A 24639-nucleotide genomic window follows, 5' to 3' on the forward strand; every position below is an offset into this window, starting at 1 on the left:
TTAACTCACCCGATCTTTATCCCGGGAAAACACTCCCACCCACTGCCTTCGCCCCCTCCAACTTTTACACAGAAAAAAGCCCCCCTAACCACATACACTATTCATATCTCCTTCAAAGGAGGAATGAATGTGGAGACAGTCGATTACGACAAAGCCTTGTACTACACGCACCGCTCGCAGTGGGACAACCTGCTGATCCTGATGGTGCGCACAAAAGATGACCTGCTCTCAAAACGAATTGAGCAGTTCCTGCACGCCTACAACTTTGAAAACAACTACGCAGAAGTCGAAAAGAAACTCTACTCGCTCCTGCGCTATATAGACCACGCCGTCGAAACCGGCCACGAGCACGAAGAGGCGGAATATGCTTATTTGACATAGAAAAGCGGAGCCGACTGTTTAGGCCTGGCAGTCAGATAAAAAATCACCGGAAAAGTCCGGGTTTGACTTTTTCGGTGATTTTGTTCTGACAGAAGGACTAGGAGGCGGAGCTGGACAGTGAGAAAAGCGGAATCAGCCGTTTAGCTCCGGGAGCCAGATAAGAAATCACCGGAAAAGTCCGGGTTTGACTTTTTCGGTGATTTTGTTCTGGCAGAGGAGTTGGCTGATGGAGCTGGACAATGAGAAAAGCGGAATCGCCCGGTTAGCTCCGAAGGACAGAAAAGGATCCGACGGAAAAAGCCGGGTTTGCTTTTTACGGCGGAGCCGTTCTGGCCGAGGAGTTGGGCGATGGAGCTGGACAATGAGAAAAGCGGAATCGCCCGGTTAGCTCCGAAGGACAAAAAAGGATCCGACGGAAAAAGCCGGGTTTGCTTTTTACGGCGGAGCCGTTCTGGCCGAGGAGTTGGGCGATGGAGCTGGACAATGAGAAAAGCGGAATCGCCCGGTTAGCTCCGAAGGACAAAAAAGGATCCGACGGAAAAAGCCGGGTTTGCTTTTTACGGCGGAGCCGTTCTGGCCGAGGAGTTGGGCGATGGAGCTGGACAATAAGAAAAGCGGAAGCACCCGGTTAGCTCCGGGAGCCAGATAAGGAAACAGCGGTAAAATAAGCTCAAATCTCTATACAATCAGCAATCAGACACAGCAAAAAAGACATAAATGCTCTTTTTTCTAAAAACCTTGTGATCCAGATTGGAACTTCGCCTATAGAAAGAGCTCATTTCAGGACATGAATCGAGCTAACAAGCCAAATACAGCGTCTAACAATCCAAACAGCACATCTAACAAGCGAAATACCCTGTCTAACAATCCGAATCAGGCGTCTAACAGTCCAACGCCAGATTCGAGCAAAACAAAACCAGGAGAGGGATCACGTCCCCCTCCTGATTATTTTTGTTTCTGCACATAAAAATCTACATACATTTTCAGTTCTTCCATCAGCTGATTGACAAGGACTTCTGAGTCTTCAAGCAGCTTTCTGTTTTCGTAATCAAAGCAAATTGGATCAAGGGCGAGCTGCTTTGGGATGGCATTTGCATATACGCCTCTCATAACGGTTCTCATGTTGTTTAGAGCGTTGATTCCGCCCTTTCCGCCCCCTGCAACAGCAATGAGTCCGACAGGTTTGCGGGCAAAATGGGAACTGCCAAGAAAATCAAGCGCATTTTTTAAAGCGCCGCTCATTCCACTGTGGTATTCAGGAGAAAGCAGGACAATTCCGTCAGCTTCTTTGACTTTCTTTTTCAGTTCCTTTACTGCTTCAATCGTTTCCTGCTCTTCTTCCCCGTTAAAAAGAGGGAGATTCAGCACGCTTAAGTCAATCAGGTCTGCCCCTGATTTTTCTGCAATCGCTGCAGCCGCAAGACGCGTTCTTCCACTTTTTCTTGGGCTTCCGTTAATAACTAACAATTTCATGTTTCATCTTCCTTTCATTGGTCCAATCCATTTTTCACCGCGAAGAGTGCCGCCTGTGTCCGGTCTGCAAGCTCAAGCTTAGAAAGGATATTGGATACATGTGTTTTGACTGTTTTTTCTGTAATGTAGAGAGCTGATGCTATTTCTTTGTTGCTTTTGCCTTTTGCAATCTCCTTTAATACATCATTTTCGCGATTGGTAAGCGGTGTCAATGGCTTTTGCTCTTTTTGATTCGTTTGCATCAAGTGGGACATGACGTGGGATGTGACTTTTGGATGAAGCTTGCTCTCTCCATTTAGAACTTCCCTGATCGTATGGACCAGTTCATCAGGTTCGACATCCTTCAACTGATAACCTGATGCACCGGCCTGAATGGCAGGAATGACATGGTCCTGATCGGCGTAGCTCGTTAAGATGATGACTTTGATCTCCTGGTTGAACGTGCGGATTTCCTTAGTTGCCTCCACGCCGTCCATAACCGGCATGGAAAGATCCATTAAAATGACATCCGGGTTTAAGGATCGGACAAGCTCCACGGCTTCCTTCCCGTTTTCGGCTTCTCCCACAATATCAATGTCTTTTTGTGTTTTAAGAAAAAAATGCAATCCTCTGCGGACGACTTTATGATCATCTGCTATCAGCAGGCGTATTCCCATTGCCTGTATCCCCCTAAATTGGTAGTCTGATTTCTATTTCGGTTCCTTTTCCGATTTCCGTCCGCACCGCAAAAGATCCTTTCAGCTTATGAGCCCTGTCCTTCATGCCCTGAAGACCGAGGGATGGCAGCAGCAGTTTTTCATGATAGGAAAAACCTGCACCCTCATCTTTTATGGTCATGGTTACTTCATTTTTGCATCTGAAAATGGAAATGGACGCCTCTTTGACTCCCGAATGTTTTTTACAGTTGTTTAAGGCTTCCTGGCCGATTCGCCACAGCTCTTCTTCTGTGCAGCAAGGCAGAGTCTGGACTCCTTGAATGTCTGCATCAAGCTTCAAGCCTAGCACCTTAGCGTAATTCATAAGAGCGGATGCAATGCCGTTTTCAAGTCCCTGGGGTCTAAGCTGCCAGATCAGCGCTCTCATTTCTGACAGAGCCTCCTGCGAAAGATCTCCTACATATGTAAGCATCTCCTGCATCTGCTCTTCCTCGGTCATTTCTTTTGCCCCTCTGGCCGTCAGCATGATGGAAAAAAGCAGCTGATTAACGGAATCGTGCAGATCCTGTGCAAGTCTGTTCCGCTCTGCAATCAATGCCAGGCGCTGTTCATTCTCAACAAGCTTCATCCGTTTCATGGCTGTTCCAATCTGAAGGGCAACAGCTTCAAGGAGGGCCAGTTCTTCTGATGAAAAATGCGTTTTATTTGGAGAGGCGACGTTTAAAAGTCCGATTTTTTCCTCACCTGTGCGAAGAGGAACAGTCGCATGATGGGTAATGCCGTTTGTATCCCCCCACTCAAATTCCTCCGCATCCTCAAGGCGTTTGCAGTTGATAATATTGGCCGCTTTATTCAGCCTGCCGTCATAAAATTTATCAATGCACCAGCAGTCGCCCTCGCACATCGCCTTTTTCCCGCATGCTTCAAGAGCCTGCGGAAGACAATGATAAGCCGCCAGCCTGTATTGTTTGTCACTGTCTATCAGAAAAATCCAGCCAGTCGCAAGACCTGTCACATCTAATAGCTTGCCGAGAACATCATCCAGCATCTGAATAAGGTCGTTTGATTGATTAAGCGTCTCAGCAATCGTTTTCAAAGCCTGCAGCTCAAAAATCCTTTTTTCATCTATAGCCATTTTCTCACCCTCATCTGCGTTGTCTATAGAACCAGTATATCAATCTTTTCCCATCTGCTCCCTTGTAAATGTGACTGATATTTAGTACGACTTTTGATGTAGATTAGAAATGCGGAGCCCGACTGTTCATCCCTCAAAAAAAAAGCCGAAAAGGAAAATTCCTTTTCAGCTTTCTGCTTAAATCAGTGCGTGTACTTTTTCCATCAGATCTGAAGATATTTCTTCGAGCTTTTGATCGCTTTCTGACAGGGTTTTTCCTTTTACACCGAAATAGAATTTCGCTTTAGGCTCTGTGCCTGATGGGCGAAGACAGAACCATGAGCCGTCTTCAAGGTAGTATTTCAGGACGTTTGAAGATGGGAGCGTGATTTCTTCTGTTTCGGCAGATGAAATGTTCAATCGGGTTCCCGCTTTGTAATCTTCAACAACTGTTACCTTCAAGCCTGCAAGTGTTTCAGGCGGAGTGCTGCGGAAGGAAGCAAGAATTCTCTGGATCTGCTCTGCTCCGTCTTTTCCCTTAAGGGTTAGAGACTCAAGGCCTTCGCGGTAGTAGCCGTACTGTTCAAAAAGGTCAAGCAGGCCTTCGTACAGCGTTTTGCCCTGTTTTTTGTAGTAGGCAGCAACCTCTACTCCGAGAATGGCAGCCTGAACGGCATCTTTATCACGTGCAAAATCACCGATCAGATAGCCGTAGCTTTCTTCGTATCCGAACTGGAATGAGTATTGACCTGTGCGCTCATATTCGTTGATTTTTTCTCCGATAAATTTAAATCCTGTAAGCGTGTCAATTGTATCGAGACCGAATGACTCAGCAACGGCACGGCCGATTTCAGAGGTTACAATTGTCTTCAGCACAACGCCGTTTTCAGGTAGAGTGCCTTTTTCTTTTTTCTGGGAAAGCAGGTAGTGAAGCAGGATTGCGCCTGTCTGGTTTCCAGTCAGAACGACGTATTCGCCGTCGAGATTCTTAACAGCAAGGCCGAGGCGGTCTGCATCAGGATCCGTTGCTATTAATAGATCAGCGTCGTTTTTCTGGCCATACTGAATCGCATATTCAAATGCTGCATGCTCTTCCGGATTTGGCGATTTTACCGTGCTGAAGTTTGGATCTGGCTGTTCCTGTTCGGCAACGACTGTTACGTTCTCATAGCCCAGCGCTTTGAGTCCGCGGCGAACAGGCTTGTTTGCTGTACCGTGAAGCGGAGTGAAAACGATTTTTAAGTCTGTTTCTTTTGACAGGTCAGGGTTTACCGAAATGGTCACGAGCTTATCTGTATAGGCAGCATCGATTTCTTCCCCGATCATTTTGATGAGGCCTGCAGCTTTCAGTTCAGCTTCGTCCTTTACTTCAATGCTCAGTTCATCTTCAATCGAGTTTACCTTCGCAATGACTTCATCTGCGGCTGCAGGCGGCAGCTGTCCGCCGTCTTCGCCGTATACTTTATAGCCGTTATATTCAGGAGGATTATGACTTGCTGTTACCACGATGCCGGAAAACGCATTCAAATGGCGGACAGCAAATGACAGTTCAGGTGTCGGGCGCAGCTCTTCAAAAACATATGTTTGAATGCCGTGGCTTGCAAGAGTCTTTGCTGCCTCCATGGCAAACTCGGGTGATTTGTGGCGTGAATCGTAGGCAATCGCCACTCCGCGATTTTTGGCTTCTTCACCGAAAGATTCGATATAAAGAGCAAGCCCTTCTGAAGCTTTGCGGACCGTATAAGCATTCATGCGGTTTGTACCTGCACCAATTTCTCCACGCATTCCGCCCGTCCCAAACTCCAAGTTTTTATAAAAGCAATCCTCGCGCGCCTTGTCGTCGTTCTCCAAACCGGATAAAAGCAGTCTTAATTCTGAATCTAAATCTGTTTTGCTGTTCCAGCGCTGATAGCTTTTTTCAAAACTCATAGCGTACCTCCAGTAATTTTATTTGTATGTAACTCTTTCTTCATGTTTCAGACAAATCCTGCCTGATTTCGTATGTAAAAAATAGAAATACGTCGATTTCTCCGCTTATTTTAACACATATCGAACCTGTCTGACTTTTAATTTCTGTAAAAATATTTCAATTTCAATATAGTTAAATTTTAGGAAAATATAAGCAAAAACTGCAGCCTACCGGGCTGCAGCTTCAGCTGTTAATTCGCTTTTCTTACTTCATCAGGTACGACTGCATCATGAATTTGCTTTTCAAGGATGCTTGTGTGATTTTGTTTTTGTTCAGGAGTCCACTTCAGTTTATCAGCCATGTAGTTGATGACCGCATCTTTGTATTGCTTCGCCCAGTTAATGTCGAAATACACAGCACCAGTTCGTCTCACAAAGAAGTCTGAAGGAGTCGCCGTCATTTCCTCTGACATGCTGTAATCAATTTCAGCAAGGATGTAAACCGGGAGTCCGTATTGATCAGCCTCAGATTTTAATGCTTCCACTCTTTCGAAAAGAGCATCTGCATTTGAGCCGTATCTTCTTGAAAGGTGTTTTGCCTGCATTTCAGTCAGGCCAAGGGACATTCCCTGCTGCGTTTTAGTTTTAACAAACGTCTCAAGGCTTGCAGAACCTCCAACGTGGCCTCCGGAGATAGGCATATTACGCGTTTTGCACGGACCGAAATCTTTCATTCCCGCTGCTTTGAAATCCTTCACAATCATATCGATGATGTGTTCTGCCATTTTTCTGTAGCCTGTCAGCTTACCGCCGGCAATAGTCATGAGACCTGTTTCAGACGTCCAGATTTCATCTTTTCTGGAGATCTCTGACGGGTCTTTGCCGTCTTCGTGGATGAGAGGGCGGATACCGGCCCAGCTTGATTCGGCATCTTCTGCTTTAATATTAAGATCAGGGAACATATAGTTGATCGATTCAATGACATAGTCTCTGTCCTTCACTGTCATTCGCGGGTTTTTAGGATCCTCTTTATAAACCGTATCTGTTGTCCCGACATACGTTTTGCCGTCACGCGGAATGGCAAAAACCATGCGTTTATCCGGAGTATCAAAATAGATGGCCTGCTTCAGCGGGAACTTGCTCTGGTCAAACACGAGATGAATTCCTTTTGTCATCTGCAGGGATTTGCCTGTTTTTGATTTGTCCATTTCTCTCAGTGAATCAACCCACGGACCGGCAGCATTGATGACTCTTTTTGCGTAGACATCATATTGTTTCCCTGAAATGGTATCAACTAAATGTACACCTACTACTTTTCCTTTATCGTAAATGAAGCCTTCCACTTTTGCATAGTTGACGGCATCTGCGCCAAAACGCGCCGCTTCTTTGATTACTTCAATTGTCAGCCTTGCGTCATCTGTGCGGTACTCAACGTAGTATCCTCCACCTTTAAGCCCGTCTTTTTTTACTAATGGCTCTTTAGCAAGAGTATCTTTCGCACTCAGCATTTTTCTTCTTTCGCCGCGTTTGACGGCTGCAAGGAAATCGTACACGCGCAACCCGATGGATGTTGAGAACGGTCCGAATGTTCCCCCTTTGTGCATCGGAAGAAGCATCCACTCAGGCGTTGTGACATGCGGTCCATTTTCGTATACGATGGCTCTTTCTTTTCCCACATCAGCAACCATTTTCACTTCAAACTGTTTTAAGTAGCGCAGTCCTCCATGCACGAGCTTAGTTGATCTGCTGGATGTTCCTGCTGCAAAGTCCTGCATTTCTGCCAGGGCAATTTTCATTCCTCTGGAAGCCGCGTCGAGCGCAATTCCTGAACCTGTTATACCGCCGCCGATTACAAATACATCATATGTTTCCTGTGTCATTTTATTTAAAAGATCGTGTCGTTTATCGCTTGAAAAAGTCATAGTTAGTACCTCCTATTATTTTCCAGAAGGGGATAAAAAAGAGACCACAACAAGCTGGTGCAGCATGACATGCATGCGCCAGTGTTGTGGCCTCTCCAAATCTCCAACCGTTCTATTAACTTGATATTAGTATATCACAGCTTCTGTTTATTTAAAAGCCTGAGCTGCATTTACTGCTTTTTTCCAGCCGCTATAAAGCTCATCGCGCTTTTCATCTTCCATTTCAGGTTCGAATTGCTTATCAAGCTTCCATTGCTTTTCAATATTCGACTTGTCTTCCCAGAAGCCGACTGCAAGTCCTGCAAGATAGGCAGCGCCAAGAGCTGTCGTTTCATTTACTTCAGGACGCTCTACCGGCACTCCAAGCATATTGCTCTGGAAATCCATCAGGAAGTTATTTTTCACCGCACCGCCGTCTACGCGTAGTGTTTTCAGGGAAATGCCTGAATCAGCTTCCATCGCAGTCAGAACGTCTTTTGTCTGATAAGCAAGGGATTCCAGTGTAGCGCGGACAAAGTGCTCTTTAGACGTGCCGCGCGTTAAGCCGAAGACTGCACCTCTTACGTCACTGTCCCAATAAGGAGTTCCAAGGCCCACAAATGCAGGCACGACATATACGCCTTCTGTAGACTCAACGCGTTCTGCGTAAGCCTCGCTGTCCTTTGCGTCTTTAAACATCCGGAGACCGTCGCGCAGCCACTGAATAGCCGATCCTGCAACGAAAATACTTCCTTCAAGCGCATACTCCACTTTTCCGTCTACGCCCCATGCGATTGTCGTCAGCAGGCCATTTTCAGAGCGAATAGCTTTTTCCCCAGTGTTCATGAGCATAAAGCAGCCAGTTCCGTACGTATTTTTAGCCATTCCTTCTTCAAAACATGCCTGTCCGAATAAGGCAGACTGCTGATCTCCTGCAGCACCTGCAATCGGTACAGAATGGCCGAAGAAATGATATTCAATCGTGTCGGCATATACTTCTGAAGACGGTTTCACTTCAGGCAGCATGGATTTAGGCACAGTCAGGTACTCAAGCAGCTCATCATCCCACTTCAGCTCATGAATGTTGTACATGAGTGTGCGGGAAGCGTTTGAATAATCCGTCACGTGCGCTTTTCCGCCTGAAAGCTTCCAAATCAGCCACGTATCAATGGTACCGAACAAGAGGTCGCCATTTTCAGCTTTTTCTCTTGCTCCTTCCACGTTGTCAAGGATCCATTTCACTTTTGTTCCAGAGAAGTAGGCATCGATTAGTAATCCTGTTTTTTCTCTGAATGTATCATTGTAGCCTTTTTGCTTCAGTTCTTCGCAGATGCCTGCAGTCTGGCGGGATTGCCAAACAATTGCGTTATAGACAGGCTGTGATGTGTTTTTATCCCAGACAACTGCTGTTTCACGCTGGTTGGTAATTCCGATCCCTGCAATCTGCTCAGGCTTCACATTTGTTTCGCTCAGGCATGTTGCAATAACAGCCAAAATTGATCCCCAGATTTCGTTCGCGTTGTGCTCAACCCAGCCCGGCTTAGGAAAATACTGCTTAAATTCCTTTTGAGCAATGTGAACGATTTCGCCTTGTTTGTTAAATAAAATAGCTCTTGAACTTGTTGTTCCCTGATCTAAAGATAAGATGTATTTTTCCATGATACATTTTCCCCCTCAAAAGTTTTAATAAACGGCTGAACGCTGTGCGGATTGCTTTTTCGTCATCGCATAAACAACGCAAAGCATGAAGACTAAAGCTGCCGCTACGTACCAGAATGCAGTACTCATAGTACCCTTAAAAACGTAATTGTAAAAGACTGCGGCAAATGAACCTCCTGCAAGCGGCGCAACAACCGGTATCCATGCATATTTCCAGTTCGAGCTTCCTTTTCCTGCTATTGGAAGAACAAAATGTGCAAGTCTTGGTCCAAGGTCACGAGCCGGATTGATGGCATAGCCTGTTGTGCCTCCAAGCGACAGCCCGATGGCAACTACCAAAAATCCAACAATCAGCGGATTTAAGCCTTCTGTAAAAGTATTCGCTCCGATGGCAAGCAATGTAAGGACAAAAATAAATGTTCCAAGTGCTTCACTAATAAAGTTCGCAAAATAATTCGGAATTGCAGGGCTTGTTGAAAAAACACTGAGCTTCGCACCTGGATCTTCTGTTTCCTTCCAGTGCGGCAAGTATTGCAAGTAGACAAGCACTGCCCCAAGGAATGCTCCAAGCAATTGTGCAACGATATATGATGGCACCTGGCTCCATTCAAATGATCCTGAAAAGGCAAGTGCAAATGTCACTGCCGGATTTAAATGCGCGCCGCTTATTTCGCCAACAGCATATACGGCCATTGCTACACCAAATCCCCAGCCCATCGTGATCACGATCCAGCCTGACTGATGGGCGAATGATTTTTTAAGACTGACCCCGGCGCAGACACCGCCTCCAAATACAATTAAGATCATTGTACCGATAACTTCTCCCCAAAAAGCAGTCATTTATAATTCCTCCAATTCTTTAAATGCGGCGGGAAAGAAAAAAATCCACAGCAAATACCTCTACAATAATGTAAAGTACTGCTGTGGATCTCCGTTTCTCCGTCACATTTATTAACTTGCCCTTATGGTACATGCTAATGAAAGCGGTGTCAACAGAAATTTATGATAGCTTTTGATAATTTTTCCATAAATCCATTTCCGATGAAGTCACTGCCGTGGCCCCTGCCTGCAGCGCCTGATGGACCTCTTCTGACGTCTTCACAAAGCCCCCTGCAAAAATCGGAATGCCTGTTTTCTCCTTGATCTCTGCAATCAAGCTCGGCACAAGACCGGGAAGTACTTCAATATAGTCCGGCTTTGTCCTTGCAATCAGCTCCAGGCTTTTTTCAAGTGCACTCGAATCGAGCAAAAACAGCCGCTGAATTGCATATATCCCACGCTGCTTGGCTTTGGCAATCACATTGGACCTTGTCGAAATCAACCCGGCAGGCTTAACCTCCTGGCAGATGAACTCCGCAGCATACTCATCATGCTTCAGCCCCTGAATCAAATCTATGTGAATCAGCATTTTCTTGTTCGAAGAATTGGCAAGACGGACAATATTCCGCACCTGTCCAAGATGTGTATCAAGAAGCACGCCGTATGTATAAGGACTGTCGAGAAACCGTTCAAACTGCTTCATATTGCGAATTGCAGGCAGAATCTGCTGACCTTCAAAACTCATAGATTGCCCTCCTTCCATTTTTTAGTTGTTTTTATGAATAATGGCATATAAGGAATGTACTATATACGGGGTGATAACTCAAGAGGGGTGAGTGACACACGATCTCTTCTTGCTTTAGTTTGGAAAGTGATCTTAGGTTTTGATTGGAACACTTTGTCTTTGCTCTCGCACCTGATTAGTGTTCTTATGACCTGATTAGAACACTTTGTCTTAACTCTCGCATCTGCAAAGTGCTCTTAAAATCCGATTAGAACACTTTGTCTCAGCATTTACATCTGGAAAGTGTTCTAACTGCCTTCCATAAAAAAAGAGACAAAGAAAATCTCTGTCTCCGTAAAAGTTCTCAAATCAGTTTTTCTTATAACGGATCCCGTACACGTCATGTCTCCGGTCTTTAAGCTGTCTGACTGTACCGGACTGGCGCTGTCTGCGGAGGATCTCGAGGTCGACATCTCCGATGACGACCATTTCAATATTCGGATTGCACTCCCCTACGATGCCGTCTCTCGCAAACTCGAAGTCAGACGGTGCGAAAATCGCTGACTGCGCGTACTGAATATCCATGTTTTCCGTCTGCGGCAGGTTTCCTACTGTTCCGGAAATCACCGTGTAAATCTGGTTTTCTACCGCGCGTGCCTGTGAGCAGTAGCGGACCCGAAGATAACCCTGGCGATCTTCCGTACAGAAAGGCGTAAAGATAATTTTTGCACCTTTGTCTGCAGCGATCCTTGCAAGTTCAGGAAATTCGATATCATAGCAAATCTGGATGGCGATTTTTCCGCAGTCGGTATCGAATACTTTAATGTCGTCGCCTCTGCTGATGCCCCACCATTTGCGCTCATTCGGCGTTATGTGGATTTTGTATTGTTTTTCAATGGTGCCGTCTCTTCTGAAAAGATAGGCCACGTTGAAAATTTTCCCGTTGTCTTCTTCAACGAAATGAGAACCGCCGATAATATTCACGTTATACTTTACAGCAAGCTCTGTAAACAGGCTGATGTATTCCTCTGTATATTCCGTTACTCTTCGGATGGCCCTGCTCGGTGATTTTTCATCCAGGAACGACATCAGCTGGGTTGTAAGCAGCTCGGGGAATACCGCAAAATCTGCTGAAGCATCTGATGCAACGTCTGTGTAATACTCAACCTGTGTCGCAAATTCTTCAAACGAATTGATTTGCTTCATCTGATACTGCACAACGCAGATGCGAACCGGAAAAGCCGTTTTGTAATAGCGCTTTGAAGTCGGCAAATAGTCAACGTTGTTCCACTCCATCAGCGTGGCGTATTTGCCTGAAGCCCTGTCATCAGGCAGATAGTTCGGGTTGATCCTCATCAGCGTAAAGCCATTCAGCAGCTGAAAAGAAAGAACAGGATCATAAATTTTATGCTGTTTCACTTCCTGCACATACTGCCTTGGCGAAAGCTCTTTTTCATATTTATGATAGTTCGGAATTCTTCCCCCGATAATAATGCTCTTCAGGTTCAGTCTTCTCGCAAGATCTTTTCTTGCCTCATAAAGCCTGTGGCCTATTTTCATCCGGCGGTAATCCGGATGAACCATGACCTCGATGCCGTACATATTGTATCCGTCCGGATTGTGGTTGGTAATGTAGCCGTTGTCTGTAATATCATCCCATGTATGTCTGTCGTCATATTCATCAAAGTTGATGATCAGACTTGAACAGGATCCGATGATTTTGCCTTCAAATTCAGCACAGAACTGCCCTTCGGGAAAATGTTCAAGATGGCTTTCAAGATGCTCTCTTTCCCATGGAACCATCCCCGGGAAACAAAGCGCCTGCATCGCCAGGATTTCATCTATGTCTTTGTCTTCAATGTTTCTGATAATCATCTTTTTCTCAAATTTTGATAAGTCAATTGTATCTGTCACAAAAATCGCTCCTTTATTTCTTACCAGCAATTTATTCCCGCTAGAGACCGGTTTAAAACATGTTAACGATTTGATTCAATTTTTCTGATCACTTCTGCAAGCTCCATCTCTGCCATCGATTCCAGCCTGTGGTCAATCTCCCCAAATTCCATATGGGCCGTCACACTGTTTGGAACAATGGTGCAGAACATTCCCGCTCGTTTTGCTGCAAGTGCCCCGTTTGCTGAGTCTTCAAAAGCCAGGCATTCTTCAGGCTTCAGGCCAAGGCATTCTGCCGCTTTTATGTAAAGGGCCGGGTCAGGCTTTACTTTTTCCACATCATCAGAGGTGCGGATGCACTCAAAATAATCAAATAAGTTCAGAGACTTAAGATAGCTGGAAACCCATTGATAACTGGAACTTGAAGCTAAACCGATTTTCAGTCCAAGGTCCTGTGCAGCAAGCAAGTAGGCTTCAACACCGGGCCGCGGACCTTCCGCTTCCATTCTCTTGGCGAATTTTTCTTTCCGCAGGCTGATCAGGTCTTCATGCACCACCGTTTTCCCAATCTGCTCCTCCAAATACTTATAAGGGTTAAAATCTGAGGATGTTCCAATGACTTTTCCCCACACCTGCATCGGAAGCTCGCTCCCATGCTCCTGAAAAATTTCCTGGAGCACTTCATACTCGTGCGTTTCTGTATCCAATATCAGTCCGTCAAAATCGAAAACGATTGCTTTGATCATTGTGTGCCCCTCCTATCGAGTAGTATGTTCATTATATAACGGATTTTAAAAAGAAAGAAAATGGGGAGTGTGTGGGGAGTATTGCATTTCTATCTGAAAATGTTGTGCTTATGACCTTTCGTACAGGGGCCTTCATGCTGAACGGTCATATCTTGAGCGCTTATGACCCTTCGTACGGGTTTCTTCGCTCTGAAAGGTCATATCATGGGCGCTTATGACCTTTCGTACGGATATCTTCATGCTGAAAGGTCATATCTTAGGCGCTTATGACCCTTCACACGGGTTCCTTCGTTCTGAACGGTCATATCATAGGCACCTATGACCTTTCATAAAACTCCTTTCCTGTTGATAGGTTATCTCCTCCCAAGTTAAAAGGACCCAATCCAACAGTTCCTTCCCCCCTGAAACCGCATTCCCGCCCTCTCCCAAGGCGCTTTCATTTTACAAGAACGGGCCCGGCAACTATAATATGTCGTGTAACCTTAATGATGGAGAGGCGATAGTGTGTCTGAACGAGAGAAAAAGTACATAGAAAATGCTTTGTTTACCGCCTGGGGAGCGTCCTTTATTTCGATGCTTGGCAGCTTATATTTTTCGGAGATTCTCGATTTTGTTCCGTGCAATCTCTGCTGGTATCAGCGGATCCTCATGTATCCACTGGTCGTGATCCTTGGAATTGCCGTCATTAAAAAAGATTATCAGATTGCCTTTTACACGATGATTTTATCAGGCATAGGCGGAGCAATCTCCATTTACCACTACGCCGTCCAGAAGATTGATTTTGTCGGTGAGAATTCAGCCGCATGCGGAATCGTCCCTTGTACGGGCGAGTACATTAACTGGCTTGGATTCATTACGATCCCGTTTCTCGCATTAATTGGATTTTCAATTATTTTTGCAGCAAGCTTCACGATACACAGAAAATGGAAAGCAGGTCGATAATATGAAAAAGATCTTGATATTTGCAGGAATTTTCTTAGTCATTTTCGGAGGCTTGGCCTTTGTAACAACCTATCAGCAGTCGGAAAAATCGGAAGGCAATCCATACGGCAAGGATGAGCTGAACTCCGCAACGGTTGATCAGCTTGACGATCCTAACTATCAAAACATCATTCTTCCTGAAGAAGTAGATGAAAAAATGGACAAAAAAGAAGATTTCATCGTTTATTATTTCAGCCCAACCTGCTCACACTGCAAGCGGACAACTCCTGAACTTATGCCTGCAGCTGAAGAAGCAGGTGTTGAAATCGGACAGTTCAATCTTCTTGAATTCGAAGACGGCTGGCAAAAATACGGCATTGAATCAACGCCTACGCTAGTTAAATACGAAAACGGAAAAGAAGTTGACCGTGTAGTCGGATATAATGACGGGGCTTTCTTTAAAGACCTGTTCAGCGAATGGAAATAAACGACCAACGCAAAAAGGGGACACATCCGTGTCCCCTTTTTCATTGCTTACACAATCCACTTATTCGCCGGCTTTCCGTACTTGCTCACTTCATCCGCCTTCTCCCTTGAAGCCAGAAAATGATCAAATGTCAGCGGAAATTTGTAGCCATACTTTTTTAAAATAGTAATATTGCGGTTATACAATTTTCGCTGATCTTCCCCCTGCTGATCATCCAGGTGATCCAGCAGCGCCGTCAGCGCCTGAAGACTCGACATGATCTGAAAGGCTTCTTTCAGCGTTCCGTTATAGTCGAGGTCATCTGAACGGGGTTTCAGAACAGAAAGCTCATCAAGCTGATCAATCGTTTCATCTGAAAAATACCGCGGAAAAATGTCTTCGTACATCGTTTGAATCAGCTCTTCAATATAATGCTCCTGTTCCTCAGTTGATGCAAACACAATCCTCAAATCTATTCACCTCTTTGCTGCTCACTCTTTGTCTTACTTCAACTTTAACATAGCTCCAAACCGCTAAGCAGAGGTAAGTGTTTCCGTTTATAGCTTGGACATCCAAATAGATGGTCTAGTATACTTGAAGAACTACTCACAGTTGGGGGACAAAGAATGAAACGCAAAGGCGAATGGCTGATATTACCTGTAAAGGAAGAGTGGACAGGAATGTCACTTCAGCAAATGTTAAAGGAAAAACTTCATGTTCCAAAAGGACTTGCCCATAGCTTTAGAATGAATAAAGAAGTTAAATTAAATGACAATGACCCGGACTGGACGCAGCCGCTGAAAGAAAATGACTCACTGATGATCCGGGTTTTTCAGGATGAAATATGTGACACGGAGCCTGAATACATGGAGCTTGACTTTCTATATGAAGACGATCATTTCCTAATTGTAAACAAGCCGGCCGGAATGGACACTCACCCAAATGAACCTTCTCAAACGGGAACTCTTGCAAACGGTGTTGCTTCCCATTTTCAGATGAACGGCATAGCGCGGAAAATCAGGCATATTCACAGACTCGACCGCGATACATCAGGTGCTGTCGTTTTTGCGAAACATGCCTTGTCTCATGCCGTGCTTGACCGGCTTCTTGAAGAACGGAAAGTGAAGAGAACCTATACGGCCGTGGTTCAAGGCGAAGTGAAACAGAAAAAAGGAAGCATCGATCATCCAATCGGAAAAGACCGGCATCACCCGTCCCGCAGGAGAGTTTCACCGGGAGGACAACCAGCTCTTACGCATTTTAAGCGTGAAGGATATACCCGTAAATTTGATGTATCACTATTGAAGCTGCAGCTTGATACAGGCAGAACGCACCAAATTCGTGTCCACGTCAGCCACATCGGCTTTCCGATTGCCGGAGATGTCCTTTACGGCGGCAATCAAAATCTTATTCGCAGGCAGGCGCTTCATGCATCGGAAATATCCGTCGTCCATCCATTTACAGGTGAAGAGATTGATGTTTCTGCTCCTTTTCCTGAGGATATGAGAGACCTGCTTGTGCGGCTGGAGTTTCTTTGAAAACATGAAAAATGCTCCGGATACCGTATCCGGAGCATTTTTTTACAGTTTTTTATTAAAAACGTGACTCACTCTGTCAAAACCCATCTTTTCTTCATAAAACCGGTGTGCGTCCTTACGCTGATTGCCTGAACTCAGTGAAATCATGCCGCAGCCGGATTCTTTTGCAAGCTCTTCTACATGGCGCAGTAGTTTTTCCCCGTACCCCTTGGACCTTGAAGCACCGTCCGTCACAAGGTCATAGACGTAAATGTGCTTTTCGTTATAGAAGTTCGTCAGTTCAATAATGCCTGCCAGTCCTTTTATCTGATTTTCATCATAAAGGGCAAGCAGCCTGTAGCCCTGCTTTTGCATAGGCTCAAGCAGCCTCAGGTAATCCTCTTCACTCAGATTGACCCGCAGCTGGGACATGACAGGATAGGCTTCTTTACATTCTGCATCTGTTTTCAGTTCTCTAATGATCAAGCTGTATCTCTCCGATCTCATTCTGCTTTTTCAGCATAAATAATATACCTCTCAGGTGCGCTTCCGACGAAACTGAATGGATAGCACGTTGTAAGGATCAGTTCTTCTTTTTCATTTTGAAGAGTAATCACACTGAGGTCATCGGCATCCACGATTTTTGTCGATTTGATGCGGTATTCAAATTCTCCGTATGGCAAGGCGACGACAAGCGAGTCGCCTATTTTCAGCTCCCCTGCTTTTCTGAAGACCGTGTCTCTGTGTCCGGAAAGAACAATCTGTCCGTTCTCATTCGGGTAATAGCTGCCTTTGTAGTGTCCGACTCCCTTGGCCAGGTCGTCCGGGTCTGTTCCTTCTACGATTGGCAGCTCCGCATCAAGCCGGTCGATTTTAAGAATGCCGACAGCATCGCCTGTTTCAGCCTCGTACCGGTTCTCCTGAGTCGGCATTTCCTTTTTGGAGCTTGCAGAGGCTTTGATGATGGCTTCTGCATCCGCAAGAGACTGATTTGTTTTCAGGTGGGTTTCTGCAATTTGAAAGCCCCCGTAGCCTGTCAAACAAAGTCCGGCAGCAATTAATAGTATCGGAAAAAATGATAATTTCTTCATATAGCCGGCACGTCTCCTTTTACTTTTTCATCCATTTGATTATATCAAATTTGTAAAATTCGGACATGGATTTTTCTCAATTTTTACACGATAGCGCCATAAAAAAGGGTGCTTTTGATTTTGCACTACCCGTTCCTTTCCGATCCAGTCACTTGCTTTCCGCTGCAATCCACTGGAGTTTACCGAATTTACACGGAACCTTATTTGCGAAAAAAGCATAAAAAAAGACTGTTCATTAAGAACAGCCTCTCTGCGTCTTTATTAAAAATCAAAATTATCCGGATCCGGACCTACACGCTCATCGCGGTTTAAGCCGTCGATGCGTTCCATCTCTTCCTGTGTCAGTTCAAAATCGAAGATGGCTGCATTGTCGTAAATGCGGTGCTCTTTCACTGATTTTGGAATGGTGATTACGCCATTTTGAAGATCCCAGCGCAAGATAACCTGAGCGACAGACTTCCCGTGTTTTTCTGCGATTTCTGTCAGTGTCTCGTCGTCAAGCAGTTTACCCTGCATAAGCGGTGACCACGCTTCAAGCTGAATGCTGTTTTCTTTGCAGAAAGCATGAAGCTCTTTTTGAGTCAGGCGCGGATGGTATTCCACCTGGTTTACCATAGGAACGATTTCAGCATCTTCCATAACATCTTTAAGATGGTGAACCTGGAAGTTGCTTACGCCGATTGCTTTTACTCTGCCTTCTTTGTAAAGCGTTTCAAGAGCTTTCCAAGTTTCTTTGTACTTGCCTTTAACCGGCCAGTGAACAAGGTAAAGATCAAGATACTCAAGACCGAGCTTTTTCATGCTTTCATCAAATGCTTTAAGGGTAGAATCATAGCCCTGATCAGCATTCCATACTTTAGTCGTGACGAAAAGCTCTTCGCGCGCAACGCCGCTTTCTTTAATTGCTTGTCCTACGCCCTCTTCATTTCCGTAAATAGCAGCGGTATCGATGCTTTTATAGCCTGCTTCGATTGCCCATTTAACAGAGTTTACAACCTCATTTCCATCTTCCACTTTAAAGACGCCAAGGCCAAACCAGGGCATTTTCACTCCATTATGTAAAGCTGTTGTATCCTGCAGATTTTTTGCCATTATTATATCTCCTTTCTGAAACTCAGAATAACCCCATTATCTGATAAACTCCGGCAAAATCCAAAAAATATGCTTCATTTTTTCTTTTTCCCGTCCCATTTTGCTAAAATGAAGAAAAAGCCAGGGAAAGGGCGCGGTGAACGGTGGAAACAAAGGAACAGCTTCTTGCACGTTTAAAAGAAATTGAGGAATGGGAAGACGATCAGAAAGGCCTGTTTTTCTGGGAGAAAATCGGCCGGATTCCTTTTAAGATTCTTGATAAATTGACACCTGCATTTATTCAAAAGAAAATCGGCGTTCTTCTTGATGAGCTTGGAAGCTTCATCCAGGGCGGCGGAAAATACTTAACTCAGAAGAACGGAATGCTGAAAAAGGTGCAGCAGCTCGTTCCTGATAAAACGATTGAAACGATTGATGACCTGAAAACCGTCCCTTTGAATGTCATGAACATTGTAAGCGGAGACCTGAAAACAAACAGGGGAAATGTCGCGACGGTACAGGGAGCAACGACCGGGTTTGGCGGAGTTTTCACTCTTGCAGTGGACATCCCTGTCATCCTTGGTCTTTCACTGAAAACCCTGCAAGAAATCGCAGTTATCTACGGCTATGATCCTGATGAAAAAGAGGAGCGCATTTTTATCGTGAAATGCCTGCAGTTTGCCTCTGCAGATGTGGTTGGCAAAGAAGCGATCTTAAACGAACTATCAGGCTATTACGGACGCAGCGCAAAGCCCGCGGACATGCTTTCAAAACTGCAGGGCTGGCGGGAGGTTGTCTACACGTACCGTGACCACTTCGGCCTGAAAAAACTTCTCCAGATGGTCCCTGTAGCCGGCATGCTTTTCGGCGCCTATACGAACCGCTCAATGATCAAAGACATTGCTGAAGCAGGCATTATGCTTTATCAAAAAAGAAGAATTCTTGAAAGACTAGAAACAGACTCACCACTCGTTATAGAAAATGAAAAAGGAACTCAAGTTTGAGTTCCTTTTTTTATGCCGTATTAAAAGATAAGGACATCCAGAGAATAAGCACCTGCACCTGTAAGGGCAACGCCGACAGCCACGGCAAGAAGTGTCAGGTTCAACTCGTAGCCGTTGTTTGAAGCCCAGAAGCCATTCGGCGCATGAACTTTGAAGATCGCAACAAGCATTGTTCCTGCCAGCGCAGCACCTGCAAGTGGTGTAAACAAGCCGGCTGCAAAGAGAGCTCCGCCCGCAAATTCTGCAAGTCCCGCAAGCAGCGCCATAGCAACTCCGGGTTTAATTCCGATCGATTCAAAAAATCCCCCAGTTCCCTTCAGTCCGTGTCCCCCAAAAGAGCCGAACAGTTTTTGTGCCCCGTGGGCCATAAATGATAATCCGACAACAAGACGAATCAGTAAAAGTCCTAAATCTAACATGCTAATCATCCTTCACAAATTATTTTTAATTCGAGATATATAGCTAAAAAAAATTTGCCCTCTTTACCATATATGCGGGCTGAAGGCGAATATTACTTTTAATTAAAATATCTTGAATTCAAAGTAATTATATGACCGATTTGTAAAACTGTCAATCGGTTTTGTAAATTTCCTGAGGATTATTCTTCTGCAAAATCTTTATGTAAACGCTCTATGTGTCATTTGTTACACATTGTGAGCGTTATGTCCTGTATTCTGTAACATATGAAAATCATCTGGACGTATCGATTCATTTTCACTTTTTTATGTTACCCTTTTCACAAAGTTTCAATATCGCTTTCATTCCAGCAGCAGCAACATGCCTGGGCACATCGACACTCTCAGATTCCAAATTTTATGGGGGTTGCCTGTCTATACATGTTTTCTCTATAGTTTTCATGTGCTAATACACAAAAATTTCAAAGAGGTGACATGATGCAACATTCGAAAAATATGAAGCGTACTGTATTTGCTTCCGCACTTGCAGTAGTCATGGCTTTTTCAGGCCTTGCACCAAGCGCATCAGCCGTAACTCAGCCGGAAGCTGATACGAAGCTGAACAAAGAAAACCTTCAGAAGCTTGCTGTTAAAGGCATGAAGCGCCTGAACAACGGCGTAAAGCTTGATCTTGGAACAAACGATGCATACATACGTATCCTTGATGAAGATCTTGCAAAGGTAACCGTCCTTGAAAAAGGCGAAAAAGAAAAAGAAACTCCGGCCATCTCCAAGAAAGACTGGAAAACCCCGAGATTCACTGTAAAAGACAAGAAAGATCACTACGAACTTCGAACAAAAGAACTTATTATTCATATTAAAAAATCTCAATTCGGCGTTAAATTCATGGATGAAAAAGGAAATGTCATCAATGAAGACTACATGAACAACGGTTCGGCCGGCTATGAAAACGGAAAGCCGTACGTGATGAAGAAAACAAATCCTGACGAGAACTTCTACGGATTCGGTGAACAGTCAGGCCTTGAAGTCAATAAACGCGGCAAAAGCATCGGAATGTGGAACACAGATGCCTACGCCTATAACAAAGATACAAAATACTTATACACGACGATTCCTTTCTTTATCGGCTTGAAAAATGAACGTGCATACGGAATTCTTTTTGATAACTCCCACCGTTCTTATTTTGAAATGGCCTCTGAATCTGATGACTACTACTACTTCTACGCTAATGGCGGAGACTTGAGCTATTACTTCATGAACGGTCCGGAAATCTCAGACGTTCTTGACCGCTACACAGAACTGACAGGAAAAATGGACGTTCCTGCAGAATGGTCCCTCGGCCTTCACCAAAGTAAATGGGGCTACACAGCGGACGAAATACTGAATGTGGCCAAAACATACCGCGAGAAAGAAATTCCGCTTGATACGATGCACTTTGACATCGATTATATGGACGGATACCGTGTCTTCACGTGGAGCGAAGAGTACAAACAGGCTCTGAAGACACTAAAAACAATGCCTGGATTTAAAGCGATCGCCATCAACGACCCGGCAGTTAAACAAGACGAAAATTATCAAATGTACCAGGAAGGCACAAAAAATGATTTCTGGGCAAAGAATGCTGACGGCACTCCGTTCATCGGACCTGTATGGCCTGGTGACTCCGCATTCCCTGACTTCTCCAAAGAAGAAGTACGCGAATGGTGGGCAGGCAAGCACAACATTCTGTTTGACCAGGGAATTGACGGTATCTGGAACGATATGAACGAACCTGCTGTATTCCTTGATGATGAAAAACACAATCATACAATGCCTCTTGATTCGTACTTTGGCTATGATGACAACAAAATCATTCATACCGAATACCACAATCTATATGGACACGACGAAGCAGACGCTACATACCGTGCGTGGGAAAAACACAAGCCAAACACCCGTCCGTTCGTTTTAACACGTGACATGTTCGCAGGCTCACAGCGCTATGCCGCTCTTTGGACAGGCGATAACGTAAGTAACTGGGAACATCTTGAAATGTCTCTTCCTATGAACATGAACATCGGAATGTCCGGTATTTCATTTGTAGGTAATGACATCGGCGGATTTGCACAGCGTCCTGACGCAGAGCTTTTCGCACGCTGGATTGAGGTTGGAGCATTCCTTCCATTCTCACGCATTCATTACGATAGTGATGCAAAAGCAGAAGTGAAGCAAGGGCAGGAGCCTTGGGCTTTCGGACCTGAAGTTGAAGGCATCAGCAAGAAATACATTGAAATGCGCTATAAGCTTCTTCCTTATCTGTACAACGCATTCCAGGATACTGCAGAATCAGGATCACCTGTTCAGCAGCCGCTTGTTTATCAGTTCCAGGAAGATGAAAACACATATGACATCAGCGACCAGTTCATGTTCGGAAACTCTCTGATGCTTGCACCTGTTGTAAAACAAGGACAGACAAGCCGTGACGTTTACCTTCCGGAAAATGAAACATGGGTTGATTACTGGACTGGAAAAGAATACAAAGGCGGCCAGACGATCAGCGTTTCTGCTCCGCTTGAGCATCTTCCGATCTTTGTGAAGAAAAACTCGATTATTCCAAACCGCGATGTACAGCAGTACACAGACGAAAAGCCGCTTACGGACCTGATTCTTGATACGTACCTGACTGATGAAGCAGAGTACAGCTTCTATGAGGATGACGGCAAAACACTTGACCACGAAAACGGCGAGTACAACGAAACAAGCCTGAAAGTTGAAAAACGCGGAAAAGACATCGTCTTCAAGCAGAAGAAACTTGTTGAAAACTATGATTCCAAGCTTGAGAAGTATACACTCAAGCTGAATAACACGGCTAAACCTAAAGAAGTAAAAGCAGGTTCTGCAAAATACAAAGCAGCTGCGAGCATGGATGAAATGACAAAAACGTCCCGTTCATACTTCTATGATGCAAAAGCCAAAAAGCTCTATGTAAATATCCCGGTTGAAGAAAAAAGGGATGTAAGAATCAAGCAATAAATTTAAAAAGGGGGACTGGCTGATCATTAGCCGGTCTCCTTTTCTATTAAGGGTGAAAACATGAGAAAAAAGCTTCTTTTGCTGCTGTCTCTCCTGTGCTGTCTTTTGGCTATTTTCCTCTATAAGAATAACCAGAGCACTCCGGTTCCGGAAAAGAAGGAAACAGCGGACATCACTGATATTCACACAGACAAAGCAAGATACAAACCCGGAGAGCCTGTCAGATTTGAGGCATCACTTGCAGAACGCTCCGGCAGCAGCCTTACCATTACCTATATGAAACTGAATGAGAAAATCCAAACCCAAACCGTAAATGCTGAAAATGGAAAAGCCGTCTGGTCCTGGCAGCCTCCAAAGGATGATTTTACAGGCTATCTCGTGAAGGTACAGTCCGAAAAAGAGGCTAAAACCATCGCAGTTGACGTTTCAAGCAGCTGGTCTGTTTTTCCCCGCTACGGATTCTTGTCTGAATTCGGAGGTGTCAGCGAAAAAGAAGCCGCTTCTGTGCTGAAAAAGCTGAACCGTCACCATATAAACGGCATCCAGTTTTACGACTGGCATTATGAACATCATCAGCCGCTGAAGATGACAGAAAACGGACCTTCGCCTGAATGGCAGGACATTGCCGGAAGAAACGTTCAGCTGGATACAGTTAAAAATTATATTGAGATCTCTCATAAATACGGAATGAATGCCATGGCCTATAATTTGCTGTACGGAGCATTCAGAGGAGCAGAAGAAGACGGTGTCAAAAAGGAATGGATGCTGTTTAAAGATCCGCATCAAAAGGAACTCGACTTTCACCCTCTCCCTGATGACTGGAAAAGTGATGTCATCCTTGCAAATTCCAATGACCGCAGCTGGCAGGATTATCTGTTTGGCAGACAGAAGCAAGTCTATCAGGCGCTTGATTTTGACGGCTGGCACATCGACCAGCTCGGGGACCGGGGATCAGTGTACGATTCACAAGGGAAATCTGTTAATCTCGCAGACGGATTTGATGAATTTCTGCATTATGCGAAATCACAATCCCCTGACAAACGAATTGTGATGAATGCAGTCAATCAGTACGGTCAGGAGAATATTTCATCCGCTCCGGCAGACTTTTTGTACACAGAAATCTGGGATCCTTTCAAGTACTATGGTGATCTGAAGAAAATCATTGACGACAACAGGACCATGTCAGACAGCAGAATGAACACCGTCCTTGCTGCCTACATGAACTATGACCTTTCGGATAAAAAAGGCACATTCAACCCGCCAGGCATCTTTTTAACAAACAGCGTCATTTTCGCAAGTGGCGGAGCCCATCTGGAGCTTGGCGAGCATATGCTCTCGAAAGAATATTTTCCGCATAATCAGCTAAAAAGTGATCATAAGCTCTCAGAAGGTTTAATTCGATATTATGATTTTCTCACAGCTTATCAGACTCTTCTCCGCAGCCGGGATTTAAAAGAAACGGAAAATGAGATTGAGAGCCGTTCTGATGTAAAGATTTCCTCTGTTCCGGAAAAAGGGGTGGTCTGGTCGTTTGCCAAACAAAACCGCCATCAGAAAATGCTCCATTTCATTAATTTTATGGAAGCAGACTCCATCGAATGGCGGGATACACGCGGCACCCAGCCTGAGCCTGCACATCGTAAAAATGTGTCCATCCGTTTATCTGAACCCAGGAAAATAAAAAGCATCTGGATGGCAAGTCCTGACGCGAAAGAAGGAATGCCCCAGACTGTTTCTTTTACTCAAAAAGGCAACAATGTCATTATGACCCTGCCTTCTCTGAAATACTGGAGCATGGCTGTCATTGAGTATGATAAGAGTATGTAATCATAAAATAAAAGATAGTCGAATCTGCGTTAAATGGCTG

Annotated in this window: 22 protein-coding genes; 7 read left to right on the plus strand and 15 right to left on the minus strand. The window is 44.8% G+C overall.

The features are described 5' to 3' along the window. Nucleotides 1–129 precede the first annotated feature (129 nt). Nucleotides 130–381, plus strand: coding sequence for a YhdB family protein (locus ACTSEZ_RS17095; protein ID WP_029567235.1), 252 nt, complete (start codon nt 130–132; stop codon nt 379–381). A 945-nt stretch (nt 382–1326) separates the two neighbouring features. On the opposite strand, the gene ACTSEZ_RS17100 is transcribed toward ACTSEZ_RS17095, so the two are convergent. The 10 genes from ACTSEZ_RS17100 to ACTSEZ_RS17145 form a co-directional block, all read right to left on the minus strand. After that, entirely contained in the window at nt 1327–1854 is a 528-nt protein-coding gene (locus tag ACTSEZ_RS17100) for an NADPH-dependent FMN reductase (RefSeq protein WP_369735514.1), read from the minus strand. A 14-nt stretch (nt 1855–1868) separates the two neighbouring features. After that, complete coding sequence (locus tag ACTSEZ_RS17105; protein ID WP_369735515.1) at nt 1869–2510, minus strand: response regulator; 642 nt, start codon at nt 2508–2510, stop codon at nt 1869–1871. Nucleotides 2511–2523: 13 nt separating this feature from the next. Continuing rightward, nucleotides 2524–3645 (minus strand): GAF domain-containing sensor histidine kinase, encoded by a 1122-nt coding sequence (locus ACTSEZ_RS17110; protein WP_369735517.1) that lies wholly within the window; start codon nt 3643–3645, stop codon nt 2524–2526. A gap of 177 nt (nt 3646–3822) precedes the next feature. After that, nucleotides 3823–5553, minus strand: coding sequence for a phospho-sugar mutase (locus tag ACTSEZ_RS17115; RefSeq protein ID WP_369735518.1), 1731 nt, complete (start codon nt 5551–5553; stop codon nt 3823–3825). Nucleotides 5554–5783: 230 nt separating this feature from the next. Beyond that, complete coding sequence (locus ACTSEZ_RS17120; protein ID WP_369735520.1) at nt 5784–7454, minus strand: glycerol-3-phosphate dehydrogenase/oxidase; 1671 nt, start codon at nt 7452–7454, stop codon at nt 5784–5786. Nucleotides 7455–7601: 147 nt separating this feature from the next. Continuing rightward, complete coding sequence (gene glpK / locus ACTSEZ_RS17125) at nt 7602–9092, minus strand: glycerol kinase GlpK (protein ID WP_369735521.1); 1491 nt, start codon at nt 9090–9092, stop codon at nt 7602–7604. 24 nt (nt 9093–9116) lie between these two features. Then, entirely contained in the window at nt 9117–9932 is an 816-nt protein-coding gene (locus tag ACTSEZ_RS17130) for an MIP/aquaporin family protein (RefSeq protein WP_369735522.1), read from the minus strand. 160 nt (nt 9933–10092) lie between these two features. Beyond that, nucleotides 10093–10656, minus strand: a complete 564-nt coding sequence (locus ACTSEZ_RS17135) for a glycerol-3-phosphate responsive antiterminator (protein ID WP_369735523.1) — start codon at nt 10654–10656, stop codon at nt 10093–10095. 348 nt (nt 10657–11004) lie between these two features. Continuing rightward, on the minus strand, nt 11005–12510 hold the full coding sequence (locus ACTSEZ_RS17140; protein WP_369735585.1) for a GNAT family N-acetyltransferase: 1506 nt from the start codon (nt 12508–12510) through the stop codon (nt 11005–11007). 101 nt (nt 12511–12611) lie between these two features. Then, entirely contained in the window at nt 12612–13274 is a 663-nt protein-coding gene (locus tag ACTSEZ_RS17145) for an HAD family hydrolase (RefSeq protein WP_369735524.1), read from the minus strand. A 504-nt stretch (nt 13275–13778) separates the two neighbouring features. Between ACTSEZ_RS17145 and ACTSEZ_RS17150 the strand changes: the two genes are divergently transcribed. Then, nucleotides 13779–14216 (plus strand): disulfide oxidoreductase, encoded by a 438-nt coding sequence (locus tag ACTSEZ_RS17150; RefSeq protein WP_369735525.1) that lies wholly within the window; start codon nt 13779–13781, stop codon nt 14214–14216. A gap of 1 nt (nt 14217) precedes the next feature. Next, entirely contained in the window at nt 14218–14682 is a 465-nt protein-coding gene (locus ACTSEZ_RS17155) for a thioredoxin family protein (protein ID WP_369735526.1), read from the plus strand. Nucleotides 14683–14729: 47 nt separating this feature from the next. Here ACTSEZ_RS17155 and ACTSEZ_RS17160 read toward each other — a convergent pair whose 3' ends face one another. Continuing rightward, the gene (locus ACTSEZ_RS17160; protein ID WP_369735586.1) at nt 14730–15122 is read right to left on the minus strand and encodes a DUF5365 family protein; all 393 of its coding nucleotides are present in this window, start codon (nt 15120–15122) and stop codon (nt 14730–14732) included. Nucleotides 15123–15287: 165 nt separating this feature from the next. Here ACTSEZ_RS17160 and ACTSEZ_RS17165 point away from each other — a divergent pair, with 165 nt between their 5' ends. Next, a complete protein-coding gene (locus ACTSEZ_RS17165; RefSeq protein WP_369735528.1) occupies nt 15288–16199 on the plus strand; it encodes an RluA family pseudouridine synthase in 912 nt (303 codons plus the stop codon). 42 nt (nt 16200–16241) lie between these two features. Here the strand turns inward: ACTSEZ_RS17165 and ACTSEZ_RS17170 are convergent, their stop codons facing one another. The 3 genes from ACTSEZ_RS17170 to pgoN form a co-directional block, all read right to left on the minus strand. Further along, a complete protein-coding gene (locus tag ACTSEZ_RS17170) occupies nt 16242–16664 on the minus strand; it encodes a GNAT family N-acetyltransferase (protein WP_369735529.1) in 423 nt (140 codons plus the stop codon). Nucleotides 16665–16681: 17 nt separating this feature from the next. After that, a complete protein-coding gene (gene srtD / locus ACTSEZ_RS17175; protein ID WP_369735530.1) occupies nt 16682–17269 on the minus strand; it encodes a class D sortase, LPxTATN-specific in 588 nt (195 codons plus the stop codon). A 261-nt stretch (nt 17270–17530) separates the two neighbouring features. Continuing rightward, the gene (gene pgoN / locus ACTSEZ_RS17180; RefSeq protein ID WP_369735532.1) at nt 17531–18361 is read right to left on the minus strand and encodes a glyoxal/methylglyoxal reductase; all 831 of its coding nucleotides are present in this window, start codon (nt 18359–18361) and stop codon (nt 17531–17533) included. A 143-nt stretch (nt 18362–18504) separates the two neighbouring features. On the opposite strand from pgoN, the gene ACTSEZ_RS17185 reads away from it, so the two are divergent. Next, nucleotides 18505–19344: an EcsC family protein gene (locus ACTSEZ_RS17185; RefSeq protein ID WP_369735533.1), complete on the plus strand. Its 840-nt coding sequence runs from the start codon at nt 18505–18507 to the stop codon at nt 19342–19344. 20 nt (nt 19345–19364) lie between these two features. Here the strand turns inward: ACTSEZ_RS17185 and ACTSEZ_RS17190 are convergent, their stop codons facing one another. Next, nucleotides 19365–19763, minus strand: a complete 399-nt coding sequence (locus ACTSEZ_RS17190; RefSeq protein WP_369735534.1) for a DoxX family protein — start codon at nt 19761–19763, stop codon at nt 19365–19367. A gap of 474 nt (nt 19764–20237) precedes the next feature. On the opposite strand from ACTSEZ_RS17190, the gene ACTSEZ_RS17195 reads away from it, so the two are divergent. Both ACTSEZ_RS17195 and ACTSEZ_RS17200 read left to right on the plus strand, forming a co-directional pair. Then, the gene (locus ACTSEZ_RS17195) at nt 20238–22772 is read left to right on the plus strand and encodes a glycoside hydrolase family 31 protein (RefSeq protein ID WP_369735535.1); all 2535 of its coding nucleotides are present in this window, start codon (nt 20238–20240) and stop codon (nt 22770–22772) included. A gap of 60 nt (nt 22773–22832) precedes the next feature. Then, the gene (locus tag ACTSEZ_RS17200; protein WP_369735537.1) at nt 22833–24599 is read left to right on the plus strand and encodes a glycoside hydrolase family 66 protein; all 1767 of its coding nucleotides are present in this window, start codon (nt 22833–22835) and stop codon (nt 24597–24599) included. The last annotated feature ends 40 nt before the right edge of the window (nt 24600–24639 follow it).

The sequence above is a fragment of the Metabacillus mesotrionivorans genome, assembly GCF_052171315.1.
Taxonomy (GTDB): domain Bacteria; phylum Bacillota; class Bacilli; order Bacillales; family Bacillaceae; genus Bacillus_P.